Source organism: Pseudomonas sp. PA-1-3F (assembly GCF_021609665.1).
GTDB classification, from domain to species: Bacteria; Pseudomonadota; Gammaproteobacteria; order Pseudomonadales; family Pseudomonadaceae; genus Aquipseudomonas; species Aquipseudomonas paracarnis.
The window spans coordinates 60,887-79,836 of record NZ_WJZD01000028.1; the positions used below are offsets into that span (position 1 = coordinate 60,887).

Here is an 18,950-nt window from a genome sequence, read left to right on the forward strand (position 1 = left end):
CTTGCTGACGAGCGATAAGTTACGAGCAGAAATCCAGCGGCAATCGGCGCGGCACGAACTGGCCCTGGCCGAGTTGTTCGGCATCACGCAGGGTACGCCACGTGTAGTTGAGGGCCGATTGCACGGCGCTGGCCAGGCCTTCACCCTGGGCAATGCGCCCGGCCAGCGCACTGGCCAAGGTGCAACCCGAGCCGTGATAACTGCCGGGCAAGCGCTGGCAGGTAAAGGTCTGGCGCGTGCCGTCGCGGCTGTACAGGCGATTGTGCACTTCGTGCTCATCGCCATGGCCGCCGGTGATGAGCAGGTGCTTGATGTACGGCAGCAGCTTCTTGGCGCAGTCGTCGGCGCTGCCGTCGGGCAGTTCCGCGAGGATGCGCGCTTCTGGCAGGTTGGGGGTGGCGATCAATGACAGGGGCAGCAGCCGCTCGCGCATCGCATAACCGACCTCGTCCTTGCCCAGGCTACCGCCGCCGCCGGCGCGCAGCACCGGGTCGCAGACCACCGGCAAATGCGGGTGCGCCTGCAGCAGTTCGACCACGGTGTCGACCATCGCAGTGGAGCCGAGCATGCCCAGCTTGACCGCCGCGACTTCAGAGTCGCCGAGCACGGCATTGGCCTGGGCCAGTACCCACTCACGGTCAAGCACGCGGAAATCACTGACATTGACGGTGTTCTGCACGGTCAGCGCGGTGACGGCCGGGGCCGCGTGGCAACCCTGGGCGAGCAGGGCTTCGATATCTGCCTGCAGGCCGGCGCCACCACTGGGATCGTGGCCGGAGAGACAGAGGACAACGGGGCGAGAACTGTAGATATTCATGGTGCGCGAGCTTACCACCAAACGCTTTTTGCGTGGCTGCCTGGCGATGGCAGAAGTTTGCTGCTGCAGCGTCGCTTTGCGTGGCCGAACGCTGCAACGCAGTGGTCTGAAAGCATTGCGCTAGAGCTGTTCTAAAAAAAGTTCCGGCAGTGGCTAATGGCTTTTACTGGCTATGCTAAAGTGCATCCCAATAACTTACTGTATCGCCGGTGTACGTCTTCTCAAAAGGAATGGGGGGCTTTTGACACAACCGGACCAGGCTACGCTGGGGCTCTATGCGCTATTTGCTGATGTTTATATTGTGCGGGCTACCGATGCTCGCCGGCGCTGTCGAGTTCAACCAGGACACGCGCAGCCTCCCGTTGGGCCGGGTCATGCAAGTGCTCGAAGACCCAACCGATGCCCTCACCATCGCCGATGTCAGTTCCCCCGCCTATGCCGCCCAATTCAAGACCCACGACAAAGACACGCTCAATGCCGGCTATTCACGCTCGGTGTTCTGGCTGAAGGTCAACCTGCACTACACCGCCAAAGATCCCCGCGCACCACGCACCTGGTTTCTGGAACTGGCCTACCCGCCGCTCAATCGCCTGGACCTCTACCAGAACGACGGCACCGGCCACTACCGCCTCACCGCCCGCACCGGCAGCGCATTGCCGTTTTCCAGCCGTGAGGTGAGCCAGAGCAACTACCTGTTCAAGCTCAGCTTCTTGCCCGACCAGCAACAAACCGTCTACCTGCGCTTGCAAAGCCAAGGCTCGATCCAGGCACCGCTGACGTTGTGGGCGGGCACCGCCTACATGGAAGAGCAACCGTTGCGTTTGTACGTGCTCGGCGCCATCTACGGTGTGTTGCTGGGCATGCTGATCTACAACCTGTTCATCTACCTGAGCGTACGCGACACCAGCTACCTCTATTACATCTTCTATATCGCTTCGTTCGGCTTGTATCAGCTGTCGGTCAATGGCGTTGCGGTGGAGTACTTCTGGCCGAACAACCCCTGGTGGGCGAATGCCGCGGTTCCCTTCCTGATCGGCTCGGCGGCCTTGTTCGGCAGCCTGTTCGCGCGCAGTTTCCTGCACACCGCGCAGCACAGCCGCTGGCTCAACCGCATCCTGCTGGCGCTGGCGGCCTGTGGCGGGTTGGTGATGGCACTGGCGCTGTTGACCAGTTACGCCGTGGCCCTGCGCCTGGCCACTGCGCTGGCGCTGGTGTTTACCGTGACCATCTTCGTGGCGGCCATCAAAGCCTGGTATTGCGGGCAGCGCATGGCGCGTTATTTCATCATCGCCTGGTCGGCCTTCCTGCTCGGCGGGGTGATCAATACCCTGATGGTGCTGGGTTATCTGCCTAACGTGTTCCTGACCATGTACGCCAGCCAGCTCGGCTCAGCCATTGAAGTGGCGCTGTTGTCCCTGGCCCTGGCCGACCGTATCAACGGCATGCGCGAACAGCAGGCGCAGATTCTCCTCGATGCCAGCCAGAAGCTGGAAGCGCTCAACCAGCAACTGGCTCGCAGCAATCGCCTCAAAGACGAATTTCTCGCCACCCTGACCCATGAATTGCGCACGCCGATGAACGGTGTGATCGGCTCTTTGGAACTGATGCAAACCGTGCCTTTGGACGATGACCTGACGCAGTACCAGCAAACCGCCGCCGGCTCGGCGCGGGACATGATGCGCATGGTCAACGGCATCCTCACCCTCACCGAGTTGCAGGCCGGTCGCCTGGTGGCCCAGCCGCAAGTGTTCAGCCTGCGCGGCGAGCTCGATACCTTGCGCCAGCAGTTCACCGGCAGCGCCCAGGCCAAGGGCCTGGCGTTCTCCATTGACGTCGCGGATGAGCTGCCAGACCGGCTCATCGGCGATGCCCAAAAGTTGCGTCAGTGCCTGGATTGCCTGCTCGACAATGCGTTCAAATTCACCCACGTCGGCGCGGTTCGTTTGCGTGTGGTGGGGGTGCCGCAAGGGGATGGGGCCTTGCACTTGAGCTTTATCGTCACCGACACCGGTATCGGCTTTGCCTTTCTCGATGAGGCCACGCTGTATCAGCGTTTCTTTCAGTTGGACGGCTCGATGACGCGTGAATACGGCGGCCTGGGCATTGGCCTGGCGATTTGCCGGCAGTTGATCGAACTGCTGGGCGGGCGCCTGACCCATCATTCGGAGCCCCGTAAAGGCAGCCGCTTCCAGTTGGAAGTGGACGTCAGCGCCGTGCCGCAGCAGGTGACGCCGGCCGCGCAGGCTTTGCCTGCACAGCGTGCGCCTCAGGAGTGCACGGTGCTGTTGGTGGACGACAACAGCGTGGGCCAGTTGGCGGTGCGTGGCATGTTGCTCAAGCTCGGTTACCGGGTCAAAACCGTGGACAGCGGCCCGGCGGCGCTCGCTGCATTGCAGGGGCACAGCTTCGACGCCGTGCTGCTGGATGTGCCAGAGGGTGGCTTTTCGTTGTGCTGCCAGATTCGCGCATTGCCCGGCTGCGGTGAATTACCGGTGATCGCCCTGAGCACTTCGCCCAATGGGCCGGAGCGTGAGCGCTGCCATGGCATTGGCATGACGGACCGACTGGCCAAACCGGTGCGTTTCGACGCCTTGCAGGCGGCGCTTGAGCGCAGCGTGCTGTGTGCGGATGAGGGTGAAAGCGCCGAGCATTCGGCGCGTATGCCACTTTTTTAAGGCCCTGTACGGTGCTTAACTGAATTGAAGGTCACTTTTCATGCGGCCTTTTTTCCAGGAGGCCCGTCATGAACCTGCATCAGTTTGCCGAAACCCACGACGTCACCAACCAGCCACCGTCCCTGGACGGCACTAACCTGTATCGCATCGACTTGCCTTTGCAGGAATGGTCACGCCGCTTCGGCGCCGGTTGGGCCCAAGCGCGCATTGATGCCTACGGTGCGCTGGCCGGTGGGCCGTTGATGGCAGCCGGGTTCCTGGCCAACCAGAATAAACCGGTGTTCAGCAGCCATGACCGTTATGGTCATCGTATCGACCTGGTGGAGTTTCACCCGGCTTATCACGAGTTGATGCGCACCGCCGTCGAGCATGGCCTGCCGTCGTTGCCGTGGGCCCACCCGCAGCCTGGCGCCCATGTGGCGCGTGCGGCGATGACCTACCTGCATAGCCAGGCCGAAGCCGGCAGCGGCTGCCCGCTGACCATGACCTTCGCCTGCGTCCCGGCCCTGCGCCTGCAACCGGAGCTGGCGGACCTCTGGCTGCCTAAAGTACTCAATACCCACTACGACCCACGCAATGTCGGCATCGCCCACAAGGCCGGCGTCACTATCGGGATGGCCATGACCGAGAAGCAGGGCGGCACCGACGTACGCGCCAACACCACTCGCGCTTACCCCGTAGGCGCGGGTGGCCCCGGCCAAGCCTACGAACTGGTGGGGCATAAATGGTTCTGCTCGGCACCGATGTGCGATGGCTTCCTGACCCTGGCCCAGACCGACAAGGGCCTGACCTGTTTCCTGCTGCCCCGGCACCGCCCGGATGACACGCGCAACGAGTTCTATATCCAGCGCTTGAAGAACAAACTCGGCAACTGCTCCAACGCCTCCAGCGAAGTGGAATTTCGCGGCGCCCTGGCGTGGATGGTCGGTGAAGAAGGCCGCGGCGTTCCCACCATCATCGAAATGGTCGCCATGACCCGCTTCGATTGCATGGTCGGCTCCAGCGCCTTGATGCGCCAGGCGCTGACCCAGGCCAGCCATCACTGCGCCCATCGCCAGGTGGGTGGCCGCGTGCTCAGCGAGCAGCCGCTGATGCAGAACGTGCTGGCCGACCTGGCCCTGGAAAGCGAAGCGGCCCTGGCCTTGAGCCTGCGCATGGGGCGCGCCCTGGATCAGCTTGATGATGAACATGAAGCCAAGTTCGCCCGGCTGGTCACAGCCGTGGGCAAGTATTGGATCTGCAAGCGCGCGCCCGCAATGATCAACGAAGCCGCCGAATGCATGGGCGGCGCCGGGTACGTGGAAGACAGCATCCTGCCGCGTCTTTACCGTGAGGCACCGGTTAACTCCACGTGGGAAGGCTCTGGCAATGTGCAATGCCTGGACGTGCTGCGTGCGTTGTCCAAAGAGCCGGGTGTGCTGGAGGTGCTGTTTGTGGAGCTGGGGGATGGCCATGGCGACAAACAGCTGGCGCGGCATATCGAGCAGTTGAAGGCGGCGTTCATGGACACCCAGGATATCCAGTATCGGGCACGGCAACTGACCGAGGACATTGCCCTGGCGTTGCAGGCCAAGTTGCTGTTGGAGGCGGGTAATGCGGCGGTGAGCGACGGGTTTATCGCCAGTCGGTTGGGTGAGTCGTCGGGGCGGGTATATGGCACCTTGCCGCGTGGGGTGGATGTGCAAGCTATTGTCGCCCGCTCAACCCCACAATCCCTCTGAATAAACACAGTCAAATGTGGGAGCTGGCTTGCCTGCGATAGCGGTGGTCCAGCCAGCAATTATGTGGCTGATAGACCGCTATCGCAGGCAAGCCAGCTCCCACCTATCAAAGCATTCCACTTCCGGTGTTTCGGTGAGGCCTGGATACAGGCAAGATAAAGGCCTGCAAGTCAGAACACAGGATGCTTACCGTGACCGAAGCTTTTGTTGTCGTTAAAACCGCCGAAGAAGCCGTGGACCGGCTGGCGGCGCTGCATGAGCGTGCGACTGGCGCGCTCAACCAAGCGCTCAAGCAATACCTCAAGGACCGCGTCGAACCCGACGCCGCTCAACGCGCACTGTTTCGCTACCCGGAACTGCGCCTGACCTACCACTGCCACGGCGAAGTCCCACAGACCACCCGTGCGTATGCCAAGGTGCAGTTGCCCGGTACCTATAGCGTCACCGTGACCCACCCGGCCGCGTTCCGTAAGTACCTGCTGGAGCAACTGGTGCCGCTGATGCACGACTTCACCGTGACCGTGGAAGTGGGCGTCAGCCAGCAGAACATCCCGTACCCCTATGTGGTGGAGCAGGGTGATGAACTGGCCGGCTCCGGCGTCACCGCCGCGACCCTGGCTCGTGTATTCCCCAGTACCGACCTGTCCGCCGCCACCGACGGCATTGCCGATGGCCTGTACGACTGGGAAAACACCGACCCACTGCCCCTGGCCCTGTTCGATGCCGCCCGCGTGGACTTTTCCCTGCGTCGTCTGGTGCATTACACCGGCAGCGACTGGCGCCATGTGCAGCCGTGGATCTTGCTGACCAACTACCACCGCTACGTGGACCAGTTCATCCTGCATGGCCTGGAGCAACTGCGCAGCGACCCGCGGTTTATCCGTATGGTGCTGCCCGGCAACGTGGTGATCGACAAGAGCATGGACCACGGCGAAGCCTCGGCCATTGCCGCCGGCGTGGTCTGGCACCGCTACCAGATGCCGGCGTATCACCTGCAGGCCACTGACGGCCACGGCGTGACCTTGGTGAACATCGGCGTAGGCCCGTCCAACGCCAAGAACATCACCGACCACCTGGCCGTACTACGCCCGCATTGCTGGCTGATGATCGGCCACTGCGGCGGCCTGCGCCAATCCCAGACCATCGGCGACTACGTACTGGCCCACGCCTATATGCGCCGCGACGGGATTCTCGACCGCGTGGTACCGCCGAACATCCCTATTCCGGCCCTGGCCGAAGTGCAGCTGGCGCTTCAGCAGGCGGCTGCCAAGGTCACTGGCGAAAAAGGCGAAGAGCTGAAAAAACGCCTGCGCACCGGTACCGTGCTGACCTATGACGACCGGAACTGGGAACTGCGCTGGGCCCAGGAGCGGCCGTTGATCAACCTGTCCCGTGCCGTGGCCGTGGACATGGAAAGCGGCACCATCGCCGCCCAGGGTTACCGTTTGCGCGTGCCTTACGGCACCTTGTTGTGCGTATCGGACAAACCCTTGCACAGCGAGATCAAGCTGCCGGGTTCGGCCAACGCGTTCTACGAGCGTGCGGTCAGCCAGCACTTGAAGATCGGCATCGAGGCGGTCGACCTGTTGCGCACCGAACTCAACTCCCTGCACTCGCGCAAACTGCGCAGCTTCGACGAGCCGCCGTTCCGCTAAGCGGTTGGGATGGTCATTTAGCGGTCAGGCCACTAGCATTGTCGGTCCTGACCGTTAGATGTTCCTTTGCCATGTCCCGTCCCAGCCGTCCCGATTCGCGCCGCCCTGGCGTGAAACCACCACACTCTGCCGCTCGCCGCGTTGCCAAGGCGCCACCGGCCGAGCCCAAGTTGATCCTGTTCAATAAACCCTTCGATGTGCTGACCCAGTTCAGCGATGAAGGTGGGCGCGCCACCCTCAAGGATTTTATTGATATCCCCGGCATTTACCCGGCAGGGCGCCTGGACCGTGACAGCGAGGGCCTGCTGCTGTTGACCAACGACGGTCAGCTCCAGGCGCGCATCGCTGACCCCAAACACAAGCTGGCGAAAACTTATTGGGTGCAGGTGGAAGGCGAGCCGACTGAAGAGCAGCTGCAACGCCTGCGTGAAGGCGTGGAACTCAACGACGGCATGACCTTGCCGGCCGAGGCGCGGCAACTGGATGAGCCGGCATTATGGCCGCGCAACCCGCCGGTACGCTTTCGCAAAAGCGTGCCGACGTATTGGCTGGAGTTGGTGATTCGTGAAGGGCGCAACCGTCAGGTACGGCGCATGACCGCAGCAGTGGGCTTGCCGACGCTGCGCCTGGTGCGCGTGCGTATTGGTGAGTGGTCGATCGATGGCCTGGATCAAGGCCAGTGGAAGGCAGTGCCGGCGCGCTTATAAGGCGCCGGATTCAATCAGGCCGATCACCACGCTCTTGATGATGAACGCCGCCACGCCCAGGCCCAGCACGAAAAACAGGATGAACGAACCAAAGCGCCCGGCCTTGGATTTCTTCGCCAGGTCCCAGACGATGAAGCCCATGAAAATGATGAGGATAGTGACCAGGCCGGTCATCATCCATTCTTCAAACAGGGCGGGGTCGATGTTGTTCATGGGGCTCTTCCGACAAGACAAGCGAGCAGTATACGGCAGCGTCACAAACGCAACATTGACCTGAGTCCTGCACGGTCAAACTGTGGGGGGCCTGATGCCATTGTAGGAGCGAGCTTGCTCGCGAAAAACTCACAGACGCCGCGTTCATTCAGGAGGCACGGGTTATCGTTAACGTTTTTCGCGAGCAAGCTCGCTCCTACAGTTGAACATCGTTGTTCTCAGGTGCGCAGGTGGGTCAAGGGCAGTTCGGTGCTGTTCAATACCTGGTTGAGCACAAAGCTGGAGCGCACGCTGGTCACCCCTTCAATTCGGGTCAGATGCCCCAGAAGCAATTTCTGATAGTGATCCATGTCCGGCACTACCACCTTCAACTGGTAGTCCGCATCCATCCCGGTCACCAAACTGCACTCCAGCACTTGCGGCAGGGTGCGGATGGCGGCTTCGAAATTCTCGAAGCGTTCCGGCGTGTGACGGTCCATGCCGATCAGTACGTAGGCCGTAAGGCTCAGGCCGAGCATCTTGCGGTCGAGCAGGGCGACTTGGCGGGCGATGTAGCCGTCGTCCTCCAATTGCTTGACCCGGCGTGAGCAGGGCGAAGGCGACAGGCCGATGCGTTCGGCCAGCTCCTGGTTGGAGATCCTCGCGTCGCGCTGCAATTCCGCCAGAATACTCAGGTCGTATCGGTCAAGCTTGCTCATTGGGTTGGCCTTTGTCGTAACTATTGCGGTGAATTATCCATGAAGGGTTAAAAATTGCGCAAGCACTGTTTATTGACGCAATCTTCGCAATCCTCTGCCCGCCCGGCACGCCTATGATTACCAACAGAATCACCGCCTGGACAACAGTCCACAGCAGCGCGCCCAATCAGGCCCGTTGCGGCCGCCGCCCCAGCAGGGTTGAGCCGGCCTCCAGGCTGCACACTGTCCACAAGACGGCGTGAGGTGAGCCAACGTCAAAAGCGTTGAGCCAGGACGAAATTCTCAAGGGGTGGCCGACGGGTCACCCCTTTTTCTTTGTGCGCGTTTTGCCTTCAGAAAATAGTTCTCGTGACTGATAACCTGTCTCAGAACCGGGCGAGGCTTTTCCAGTCTCATGATCAAGCCCCAATCCGCAGTGAGGAAAAGCATGAAGTGCATCTGGCGTATGGCAGGTGTTGGTTTGCTGGTGGTCAGCGTCGGCTCCCAGGCGATAGCCGACGAACGCGATAACTCACCGGGCCAGGGGCAACGGCCTGAGCACAATCAGCCACGGCCACAAAACCCGCAGGGTGATCGTGGCGGCGAGCACGAGGGTGGCCAATGGCAAGGCCGGCCTCAAGGTCATGAGCCGGGGCGACCAGCACCGCAACCGCAACCCTCCAATAACCTGCCGATCCAGGGCCGGCCCGATACCGTGCGCCAGACCCAGGAGCCGCGCCAGGGTTATTACCGTGATATTCCCAGACGCCCCGATGACAACCGGCATTGGGAGGCCGGCGGCCCCGGTTCGCGTCCGAGTAACGATCGCCCCGGTGATAACCGCTGGCCAGGCCGCCCCGACGGGCATGGCAATGGCTGGGGCCCAGGCCCGCAGCATCGCCCTGGATATGTCATCGACCGTTTCCCCGATCGCAATTACCGCGTGCCTTACCGTGGCCAGGACTACTTTTTCTCCGGCGGCTACTGGTATCGCCCCCAAGGCCCACGCTACGTAGTGGTGACGCCGCCCTATGGCATTCGCGTGCATTACCTGCCGGACTACGCACGTGAAGTGTGGGTAGGCGGCTCGCTGTTGTTCCTCGCCGCAGGCGCCTATTACGCCTACGAGCAAAGCACCCAGCAATACGTGGTGGTACAACCACCGACGCAGGTGCCATCACCTCCGCCGACGCCTCAAGGCAACGGCTATGACGTGGTGGCTTACCCGGCCAACGGCCAATCGCCAGCCCAGGTACAGCAGGACGGCTACGACTGTTATCGCTGGGCGGTGCAACAAAGTGGCTTAGACCCGCGCACCGTTACCTATGCCCCGGACCCTGCGGTGGTACAAACTTACCGCCAGGCCCAGGGCAACTGCCTGGGCAGTCGTGGATATCAGGTGCAGTACTAGGTTTTGTTGCCGGTGACCACTTCCCGCGGGTCGGCATGCACCAGCACTTCGGCCTTCGGATATTCCCGGTGGATGGCATCGGCGGCCTGGTCGCTGATGCCGTGGGCCACCGACAGCGTTAACTCGCCCGGCAACTCCAGGTGCAACTGCACAAACCAGTGGTTGCCGGAAACCCGCGTACGCAAGTCGTGGGCACCCAGCACGCCGGGTACGCCCCGGGCCAGTTCCAGCATGTGCTGGCTGACGTCTGGCGGTAACTCTTCATCCATCAGCACCGCAAAGCTTTCCCGGGCGATCTGGATCGCGCTCCACAGAATGTAGGCGGCGATCCCCAGGCCAAACCAGGCGTCGACCTGATGAAAGCCAAAACCTGCCAACACCAGCGCAATCAGGATGCTGCCATTGAGCAGCAAGTCCGAGCGGTAATGCAGCGAGTCGGCGCGCACCGCATTGGAGCCGGTCTCGCGCACCACGCGGTGTTGCAGCACCAGCAGAGCCACGGTCAGCGCCAGGGACAAGATAATCACGCCGATACTCAACCACGGTGCGCCAACCGGCTCTGGGTGCTTGAGCCGTTCATACGCCTGGAGCGCAATCAGCACCGCACTGCCGGCGATAAACAAGGCCTGCGCCATCCCCGCCAGCGACTCCGCCTTGCCATGCCCATAACGGTGATCGTCATCGGCCGGGCGCAAGGCGTAATGCACTGCCAGCAAATTCAACAGCGAAGTGACGCCGTCGAGCAGTGAGTCGGTCAGCCCGGCGAGCATGCTCACCGAGCCGCTGAGCCACCAGGCGATGGCCTTGGTCACAATCAACACACAGGCCACGCCCACCGAGGCGCGGGTGGCCAGGCGCAGAAGCCTTGCGTGTTCGGGGCTGCTGGTCATGAGCTGTCCTTACGCGGCAGGCTGCAGGCCCAGGGCCGCCAGTTGCTGCACGCTGCCCTTGAACTGGATCAGGCGCGGGTCGTCCAGCGGCAAGGTGCGGCCGGTTTCTTTCTGGATGATGCTTTGCAGCTTGGCGTTATCAACCGTGCCGTCGGCGCCGATGGCTTCGTGCAGTTTCTCGGGGGCGACCTGGGCGGTCTTGCCCGGTTCGAAGTAAATGGCGCCGGTGGCGAAGTCGACACCGAAGGCGATCAGGCCGGGGATCACATAAAACAACAGGCCGAGGGCATCGAGTACTGCGATGGTAGGGTCGATCTTGCCGTCGATCTGGCCACGGCGGTCGGGGTAGAAAATCGACCCGCAGGCGGTGAGTTGGCTCAGCAGGGTAACGGCGAGGACACCGCCGATGACACGGGAAGCGATACGCATGAAAAAGTCTCCTGAACATATTTAAGGGTGACTATAAGCCAGATCGGCCAGGCGCCGATGAACCCATGTGGGAGCTGGCTTGCCTGCGATAGCGTCGGCTCGGGGAATACAGCGGCAACTGTCACACCGCTATCGCAGGCAAGCCAGCTCCCACCCTCGACTGCATTCACAGCCCAAAGCGCGGGTGTTTTTGAGACCCGCATCGGCATCCGGCAGTTCGCCGTTATACTCGCCGCTCTGCTTTGGAGCCAGTATGAATTCGTTGCCGATCGATGATGTTTTACCCGCCCTGCGTGACGCCTTGGCTCATCGCCATGAAGCCGTGCTGGAAGCGCCCCCCGGCGCCGGTAAAACCACCCGCGTGCCCTTGGCCTTGTTGCATGAGCCGTGGCTTGCCGGGCAAACCATCCTGATGCTCGAACCCCGGCGCCTGGCTGCCCGCGCTGCTGCCGAACGGCTGGCCAGTGAGCTGGGTGAAAAGGTCGGTGAGACCGTGGGCTACCGCATTCGCCTGGACAGCAAAGTCGGCCCCAACACGCGCATCGAGGTAGTCACCGAAGGTATCCTCACCCGCCGCCTGCAGGACGACCCGGCGCTGGATGGCGTGGGCTTGTTGATCTTCGACGAATTCCACGAGCGCAGCCTCGACGCCGACCTGGCGCTGGCCCTGAGCCTTAACGGCCGCGAGCTGTTTCGCGACGAGCAGCCGCTGAAGATCCTGCTGATGTCCGCCACCCTTGAGGGCGAGCGCTTGGCGGGCTTGCTGGATGACGCGCCGATCCTGCGCAGTGAGGGGCGCATGTTCCCGGTGCAGATGCGCTGGGGGCGCCCTTACCAGGCCGGGGAGTTTGTCGAGCCGCGCGTGGTGCAAACCATCCTCGAAGCCCTGGAGGATGAAACCGGCAGCGTGCTGGTGTTTCTGCCGGGGCAGGCGGAGATTCGCCGGGTCAACCAGCAACTGGCCGAGGCCCTGAGTGATCGCCCTGACGTGCTGTTATGCCCTCTACATGGCGAGCTGGACCTCAATGCACAGCGCGCCGCCATCGACCCGGCGCCGGCCGGCAAGCGCAAAGTGGTGTTGGCTACCAACATCGCCGAGACCAGCCTGACCATCAACGGCGTACGCGTGGTGATCGACGCCGGGTTGGCTCGGGTGCCGCGTTTCGACCCCGGCAGCGGCATGACCCGCCTCGACACCCAGCGCATCTCCCGCGCCAGCGCCACCCAGCGCGCCGGTCGGGCAGGACGGTTGGAGCCAGGGGTGTGTTACCGATTGTGGTCCGAAGACCAGCACGACGGTCTGGCCGCTTATGGCAGCGCGGAAATCCTCGCCGCCGACCTGGCGGGGCTGGCCTTGCAACTGGCCCGTTGGGGCGTGACGCCCAGCCAGTTGGTGTGGCTGGATGCGCCACCCACAGCCGCGTATGCCCAGGCCCAGGATCTGTTGCAACGCCTCGGTGCATTGAACGACGAAAACCTCACCGCCCATGGCCAGAAGATGGCCGAGTTGCCCGCCCACCCGCGTATTGCCCACCTGTTATTGCGTGGCCAAGACCTGGGGCTCGCCGCCACCGCCTGTGACGTGGCGGCGCTGTTGGGCGAGCGCGATATCCTGCGCGGCGGCGGTGCCGACTTGCACAGCCGCCTGGCGCTGATGTCCGGCGAGGAGCGCGCGCGAGGTGCCCAGGGTGGCGTGCAGCGCGCCAAGCAACTGGCCCGGCAATACCGTGGCTACCTGCGCGGCAAGGCGACCCAGCCGGTGGACAACCCCGACCACCCGCGCTGGCTCGGCGCCTTGCTGGCACTGGCCTACCCGGACCGCGTCGCCCAGCAACGTCGCCCCGGTGGAGCTGAATACCGCCTGGCCAATGGCCGCGCAGCGCTGTTTGCCGAAGCCGACAGCCTGATGAAACAACCCTGGCTGGTGATCGCCGACCTGGGCAGCCGCCAGGGCCAGCGCGAAGAACGCATCTACCTGGCGGCGGATTTTGATCCGGCACTGTTCGACACGGTGCTGGCCGAGCAAGTGCGCAACGTCGACCAACTCGACTGGGACGAGCGCGAAGGCGTCTTGCGTGCCGAGCGCCAACGCAAAGTCGGTGAGCTGGTGCTCAGCCGCGAACCCCTGACCGGCCTCGACGAATCCGCCCGCAGCCAGGCGCTGGTCAACCTGGTGCGCCGCAAAGGCCTGGAACTGCTGCCCTGGACCCCGGAACTGCGTCAGTGGCAAGCCCGTGTGATGCTGCTGCGCCAACTGGATGCCGGCAACACCAGCGAGTGGCCCGACCTCAGCGACAAGGCCCTGCTCGCCAGCCTCGAACACTGGCTGATGCCTTACCTGGGCAAGGTCTCGCGCCTCAGCCATTTCGCCAACCTGGATATCTCCAGCTACCTGCACAACCTGCTGCCCTGGCCCTTGCCCCAACGCCTGGAAGAGCTGGCGCCGCAGCATGTGAAAGTGCCGTCGGGGTCATCGGTACGCCTGGACTACAGCGAGCAGCCGCCGATCCTGGCGGTGCGCTTGCAGGAATTGTTCGGGCTGGCAGACACCCCGCGCATTGCCGGCGGGCGCCTGGCCGTGAAGTTGCACTTGCTGTCCCCGGCGCGCCGGCCGGTGCAGGTCACGCAGGACCTGGCGAACTTCTGGCGCAGTACCTATGCCGAGGTGAAGAAGGATCTCAAGGGGCGATACCCCAAGCATTATTGGCCGGATGACCCGTTGGTGGCGGAAGCGACGGCCAGGATCAAGCCCAGAAAGCCCTGAGTGTTCAAGTCATTCCCAGTCTTTACGCAGGCTGGGCTCATTACCTGAAGGCTTGGAATCAGGGATTCGGCCGCCAACGACACCCAAGGCTGATGATTTCGTTTTTTCCTAGGATGGATATGTACCCAATGCTCAAGTTCAATGCTCACCTCGGTTTCCAATTCAACGAGTTGCCTTTTCTGCAACGCATCGAAGCCGCCGCCGCTGCCGGTTTCAGGGCAGTGGAGTTCCCGTCACCCTATGAATTCGACGCCAGCCTGCTCGCTGACCATCTGGCCCAATACAACCTGCCGTTGATTCAGTTCGCGGCGCCAGCGGGCGTGACCAAAGGCATCGCTGCCTTGCAGGGCAAGGAACAGGAATTTCGCGAGGGGCTGCGCGAGGCGGCCCGCTATGCGAAGGCGCTGAACTGCTCGGATGTGCACATCATGTCGGGCGTGACCACGCCTCAGGATGAGAGCGCGCTTGCCTACACCAATAATCTGGAATACGCGATCAAGTACCTTGAAGATCAGGGTTTGCGAACGTTGATTGAAGTCATCAGCCCGCAGGCGATGCCTGGCTATTACCTGTCTGACTTCAGCAAGGCCCAGCAGGTGCTGGAAACCTTTACGAGTGTCGGGCTGATTCTGGACCTTTACCATGCCCAGTTGTTGACCGGCGACCCAGCCGGGGTGCTGGCGCAGTTTTACGACAGGACCGTCCATGTACAAATCGCCGACAACCCGGGGCGTCATGAGCCGGGCACCGGGACCATGGACTTTGCTGGCTTGTTCGCGGCGCTGGAGCAGCGTGGCTACCGAGGATGGATCGGCTGTGAATACCGCCCATCCGGCACCACGGTTGCCAGCCTTGAGTGGCTTAAGCCGCTCCTGAAACCCTAGGGGTTATTGCGCGGCAGGCAACAGGAATCGGGCGATCACCGGCAGGTGATTGGAAATACGCAACGTATCTTCCTGGCGCACCTTGGCTTCCACGCGTTTGATCCGCGAGCTGTAGAACAGGTAATCCAGCGTGCGATCCGGGCCATCAAGGCCTGGGTCGTTGGGGAAGTGCGTCAGCCATTTCTCGCGGTCGATGCCACTGGATTGGCTGTTGCTGGGGATCATCGGGTACTTGTCCCACAGCAGATGCAACTCACTGTCCGGCGAATACTGGCCACGCTTGCCCGCGTCCAGGCGCAGGAACTGGCCCAGTGGCAGCAGGTTGAAATCCCCGCCAATCAACCAGGGTGTGCCGCGACCTTCGAGTTTATCCAGCAGTCTTACCGTACTCGTCACTTGCTCCCGCACGGCACTGCGCCCTGGCGCACCGGCGTCCAGGCGGGTGTTGAGCACCGCCAGTTGGCCTCCGTCGCTCAAGGGCAGATACGTCAGCAGCAGGGCCGGCTTGGGTTGGAACTGACGGCTGACAAAGTTGGCGTCGGCGGTTGGCAATTGCAGGCGTTCGGCATGTTCGATCTGGTAGCGGCTGAGCGTAGCGAGCTTGCGCCCGACGCTGCCGAAGATATGCAGGCTGGGCACAAAGTCGGCTTTCCAGTCGAAGGCCTGGGCGCTGCACGGGTAGAGGTCGACCAGACGCTCCTGTAACAGCGCAAGCTGGTCCTGATAATGGGAAGGCTTGGCGCCTTCGTCGACTTCCTGCAACAGCAGGATGTCGGGCTGTTCGTCGCGAATCACCCGCGCCACTTCGTCGAGGCTAAAGGCCATGTCTTCGACGGTGGGGCGATCGTCCGGGCCGCTGCCGTCCGGGGTGTCGTACCAGAACACGTAGTTCTTGCCGGCCAGGTATTGCACATTCCAGGTCATGACCTTGAGCGCCTGCCCCGGCAGCAGTGTCGGGGCACGGGGTGCCACGCAGCTGACGGGCAGGGTCTCTTTGTCGGCAGGGCGCCAGGTCAGGCTGTAGATCAGCGCGGCCAGCAGGCCGGCGATGATCAACAGGCTCAACAGGGTTATGCGCAATAAACGGGTCATCGGCTCGGCTTATATGCGTGTCAGAAGAGCCACGGAGCATATCACCGCACGTCGGCGTCGCCACCGATCAGCATGAATAAACGGAACAGCACCACGCTGGTGAACAGTTGCAGGAAGCTGTGGGCGCTGTCCATCAGCAAACCCAGCAACGGCGCGGGTTCAGGGTACGCCGCCACGCTGGCGCCCTTGAGCAGCCACAACGGCGTCATCACGCACAGCAGGCACACCAGGATGCGCCAGAAATGCCCGCGGGTCAGGCGAAAGCTTTCCTTCATCGCCTCCAGGGCGGGCATGCCGCGCAGCACCAGCAGGTATTCGGCAAACGCCAGCACCACCATCAGCCACAAGCCCGGCAGGAAATACAGCGACAGCCCCAACAGAATCAGCAACGTGCTCATGGCTGTCAGCAGGGCAAAACGCGGCCACAGGCTCAAGGCCATGGCCCACACGTCCTTGGTGCGCGGCGACTCGCCTCGGGTGCGGGCGTCGAGAAACAGGATCAGGGCGCCGGTGTACAGCGGGTACACCAACAAACCTACGACCACGCTGTAGCCGGGAAACGCATCCGGGCCCAGCGTGTGGTCCAGCACCTGTTGCAGCAAGGCTTCGAGGATCACCAATGGCAGGCACAGCTGGACGATGGCGCCCAGGTTGCGCTGGGTAAAGCGGAAGGAGTCGCGCAAAACGTCTAACGGATTCATCAGGGTCATCACAGGCCTGGAAGCAGAGTGCCACACTTTAACCGATCAGGGTCCAAGGGGCGCAAACGTAAACCTTGAGTAAAGACCATTGAAACAACTCGTAACATCCCCATAACTGGAAAGCCCCCAGCCTGATCACAGGCGGGACCGGAATTTTTTATCGGCAATCTAACGAGGTCGCCATGAACAGCGAAGAGCAAACCCTGATCGATGGACTGTTTTCACGGTTGCAGCAAGCCGAAACGGACTCAGCCCCCCGCGACGCCCAGGCCGAAGCGCGGATCAAGGAGCATATGGCTCGCCAACCTGCCGTCGGCTACTACATGACCCAGTCGATTCTGGTACAGGAACATGCGCTGCAGAGTCTTGACGCGCAGAACAAGCAACAGGCCCAGCAGATTCAGCAATTGCAGGACGAGCTGCAACGGGCCAAGGCCACGCAACCTGCGCCGACCAGCGGTGGTGGGTTCCTGTCGAGCATCTTTGGCGGCGGCTCCCGTGAGCCACAGCCTGCGCCGAGCAACTCAGGTGGCGGATGGCGTGAACCGGCGCGGCCATCGTTCAACCAGCCAGCGCCCCAGCAGAACTATCAACCGGCGCAAGCACCGGCAGCCGCGCCAGCCGGCAGTGGCTTCCTCGGTGGTGCCATGAAGACCGCCGCCGGCGTGGCCGGTGGGGTGTTGCTGGCCGAAGGGATCAGCAGCCTGTTCCATCACAACCAGCAACCGCAGGTGGTGGAGGAGATCATCGAACAACCGGCACCGGCCAGTGATTCAGGTAACTGGGGCAACGATGACCAGACGTTTGCCGGCAATGACAGCTGGGGCAGCAATAACGCCGATAGCTTCGCCGACAGCGATTATTCCGACGATTCCTCTTCCTTTGGCGACGACGATTCCTTCGTCTGACACACCAGGCCCGGGGCGCTGCGGCGCTCCGGTCTGATTTTTCCCGGAAACGCTCCCTTGGCTGGCATACTGGCGCCCTTTCCGGGCGCTGGCGCCTGGCTGTCCATGAGGAAGTGCGGTGAAAAAAATTGCAGTGTTCGCCGATGTGCAAAACCTCTACTACACCGTGCGCCAGGCCTATGGTTGCCACTTCAACTACGCCGCCCTGTGGGCTGACATCAGCGCGCGCGGGCAGATTGTCGAGGCGTACGCCTATGCCATCGACCGCGGCGACAGCAAGCAGCAGCAGTTCCAGCAGATCCTGCGCAACCTGGGCTTCACGGTAAAACTCAAGCCGTATATCCAGCGCAGCGACGGCTCCGCCAAGGGCGACTGGGACGTGGGCATCACGCTGGACATCATGGACGCCGCCGACCATGTCGACGAAGTCGTATTGGCCTCTGGTGACGGTGATTTCGACATGTTGCTCGAACGCATCATCCACAAGCATGGCGTGCGGGCCGTGGCCTACGGCGTGCCGGGGCTGACGGCCAACTCATTGATACGCGCCGCCAGCCACTACGTGCCGATCGAAGGCGCGTTGTTGCTTAAATAGATCGTAGAACGGAGTTGGAACAGGTTTGGAACGTATAGCGGTCATCGACTTTGAAACCACTGGCATCACCCCCAGCAGCCACTGCCGGGCCACGGAGATTGGCGTGGTCATCCTCGAGCGTGGGCAGATCGTGGACCGCTACCAGAGCCTGATGAACGCCGGTGTGCGCGTACCGGCGTTTATCGAACAGCTCACCGGCATCAGCAACGCCATGCTGCGCAGCGCGCCACCGGCTGAACGGGTGATGAACGAAGTCAATGAGTTCGTCGGCACCACGCCCTTGATGGCGCACAACGCCGCGTTCGACCAGAAGTTCTGGGACTTTGAGCTGGGCCTGATCCGCCGCACCCGCCTGCAGAAATTCGCCTGCTCCCTGCTGCTGGCCCGCCGCCTGATGCCGGCGGCGCCCAACCACAAGCTCGGCACCCTCAACGCCTACGCCAAACTGCCCCACACCGGCCAGGCTCACCGGGCGCTGGCGGATGCGGAAATGGCCGCCAACCTCACAGCGCACCTGGCCCAGGAACTGCGCCAGACTCATGGCTTGCGGGAGCTGTCCCATGACTTGCTGTGCACCTTGCAGAAAGTGCCGGCCGCGAAGATCAATGAGCACCTGAAGAAACATCGCGGGTTTTAAGGCCTGGCGCTGATCGTCCCCACGCTCCGCGTGGGCATGCATCTGGAGACGCTCCGCGTCACGACTTTAAGAGTGGACGCAGAGCGCCCAGGGCGGCATTCCCACGCAGAGCGTGGGAACGATCAGCAAACAGCGCGGGTTCTGATCCGGCTACTGCCTCAAGAACACTGGAGT

General features: G+C 62.4%; 17 protein-coding genes. 10 read left to right on the plus strand and 7 right to left on the minus strand.

All coding sequences use genetic code 11. From position 1 onward, the window contains the following. Nucleotides 1-19 precede the first annotated feature (19 nt). Nucleotides 20-817, minus strand: a complete 798-nt coding sequence (locus GIV26_RS19940) for a hydroxymethylpyrimidine/phosphomethylpyrimidine kinase (RefSeq protein ID WP_096144085.1) — start codon at nt 815-817, stop codon at nt 20-22. A gap of 275 nt (nt 818-1,092) precedes the next feature. On the opposite strand from GIV26_RS19940, the gene GIV26_RS19945 reads away from it, so the two are divergent. The 4 genes from GIV26_RS19945 (at nt 1,093) to GIV26_RS19960 (ending at nt 7,575) form a co-directional block, all read left to right on the plus strand. Further along, nucleotides 1,093-3,492: a hybrid sensor histidine kinase/response regulator gene (locus GIV26_RS19945; protein WP_236281937.1), complete on the plus strand. Its 2,400-nt coding sequence runs from the start codon at nt 1,093-1,095 to the stop codon at nt 3,490-3,492. A gap of 68 nt (nt 3,493-3,560) precedes the next feature. After that, a complete protein-coding gene (locus GIV26_RS19950; RefSeq protein ID WP_089042506.1) occupies nt 3,561-5,213 on the plus strand; it encodes an acyl-CoA dehydrogenase family protein in 1,653 nt (550 codons plus the stop codon). A gap of 182 nt (nt 5,214-5,395) precedes the next feature. Then, entirely contained in the window at nt 5,396-6,868 is a 1,473-nt protein-coding gene (amn, locus tag GIV26_RS19955) for an AMP nucleosidase (RefSeq protein ID WP_153475217.1), read from the plus strand. A gap of 71 nt (nt 6,869-6,939) precedes the next feature. Next, a complete protein-coding gene (locus GIV26_RS19960; protein ID WP_034126920.1) occupies nt 6,940-7,575 on the plus strand; it encodes a pseudouridine synthase in 636 nt (211 codons plus the stop codon). On the opposite strand, the gene GIV26_RS19965 is transcribed toward GIV26_RS19960, so the two are convergent. Next, complete coding sequence (locus GIV26_RS19965) at nt 7,570-7,779, minus strand: DUF2788 domain-containing protein (protein ID WP_025999909.1); 210 nt, start codon at nt 7,777-7,779, stop codon at nt 7,570-7,572. The genes GIV26_RS19960 and GIV26_RS19965 overlap by 6 nt on opposite strands. Nucleotides 7,780-8,006: 227 nt before the next feature. Next, nucleotides 8,007-8,486 carry an Lrp/AsnC family transcriptional regulator gene (locus GIV26_RS19970; protein ID WP_003194418.1) on the minus strand — a complete coding sequence of 160 codons (480 nt, stop codon included), beginning with the start codon at nt 8,484-8,486 and terminating at the stop codon, nt 8,007-8,009. Nucleotides 8,487-8,913: 427 nt separating this feature from the next. Between GIV26_RS19970 and GIV26_RS19975 the strand changes: the two genes are divergently transcribed. After that, complete coding sequence (locus GIV26_RS19975; RefSeq protein ID WP_236281939.1) at nt 8,914-9,876, plus strand: DUF6515 family protein; 963 nt, start codon at nt 8,914-8,916, stop codon at nt 9,874-9,876. Here GIV26_RS19975 and GIV26_RS19980 read toward each other — a convergent pair. Both GIV26_RS19980 and GIV26_RS19985 read right to left on the minus strand, forming a co-directional pair. Then, nucleotides 9,873-10,766 carry a cation diffusion facilitator family transporter gene (locus tag GIV26_RS19980; protein ID WP_054896180.1) on the minus strand — a complete coding sequence of 298 codons (894 nt, stop codon included), beginning with the start codon at nt 10,764-10,766 and terminating at the stop codon, nt 9,873-9,875. The two genes, GIV26_RS19975 and GIV26_RS19980, sit on opposite strands and share 4 nt — an antisense overlap. Before the next feature lie 9 nt (nt 10,767-10,775). Then, the gene (locus GIV26_RS19985) at nt 10,776-11,195 is read right to left on the minus strand and encodes a hypothetical protein (RefSeq protein WP_003194410.1); all 420 of its coding nucleotides are present in this window, start codon (nt 11,193-11,195) and stop codon (nt 10,776-10,778) included. 253 nt (nt 11,196-11,448) lie between these two features. On the opposite strand from GIV26_RS19985, the gene hrpB reads away from it, so the two are divergent. Then, a complete protein-coding gene (gene hrpB / locus GIV26_RS19990) occupies nt 11,449-13,959 on the plus strand; it encodes an ATP-dependent helicase HrpB (RefSeq protein ID WP_236281941.1) in 2,511 nt (836 codons plus the stop codon). Between the two features lie 128 nt (nt 13,960-14,087). After that, a complete protein-coding gene (locus GIV26_RS19995; RefSeq protein WP_034126924.1) occupies nt 14,088-14,843 on the plus strand; it encodes a hydroxypyruvate isomerase family protein in 756 nt (251 codons plus the stop codon). Between the two features lie 3 nt (nt 14,844-14,846). Here GIV26_RS19995 and GIV26_RS20000 read toward each other — a convergent pair whose 3' ends face one another. After that, nucleotides 14,847-15,935: an endonuclease/exonuclease/phosphatase family protein gene (locus tag GIV26_RS20000; RefSeq protein WP_236281943.1), complete on the minus strand. Its 1,089-nt coding sequence runs from the start codon at nt 15,933-15,935 to the stop codon at nt 14,847-14,849. A gap of 41 nt (nt 15,936-15,976) precedes the next feature. Continuing rightward, nucleotides 15,977-16,636, minus strand: coding sequence for a YciC family protein (locus GIV26_RS20005; RefSeq protein ID WP_032873246.1), 660 nt, complete (start codon nt 16,634-16,636; stop codon nt 15,977-15,979). 182 nt (nt 16,637-16,818) lie between these two features. On the opposite strand from GIV26_RS20005, the gene GIV26_RS20010 reads away from it, so the two are divergent. The 3 genes from GIV26_RS20010 (at nt 16,819) to GIV26_RS20020 (ending at nt 18,776) form a co-directional block, all read left to right on the plus strand. Then, on the plus strand, nt 16,819-17,544 hold the full coding sequence (locus tag GIV26_RS20010; RefSeq protein ID WP_236281944.1) for a DUF2076 domain-containing protein: 726 nt from the start codon (nt 16,819-16,821) through the stop codon (nt 17,542-17,544). 118 nt (nt 17,545-17,662) lie between these two features. Then, a complete protein-coding gene (locus GIV26_RS20015; RefSeq protein WP_003194396.1) occupies nt 17,663-18,139 on the plus strand; it encodes a LabA-like NYN domain-containing protein in 477 nt (158 codons plus the stop codon). Between the two features lie 25 nt (nt 18,140-18,164). After that, nucleotides 18,165-18,776: a 3'-5' exonuclease gene (locus GIV26_RS20020; RefSeq protein ID WP_054896175.1), complete on the plus strand. Its 612-nt coding sequence runs from the start codon at nt 18,165-18,167 to the stop codon at nt 18,774-18,776. The last annotated feature ends 174 nt before the right edge of the window (nt 18,777-18,950 follow it).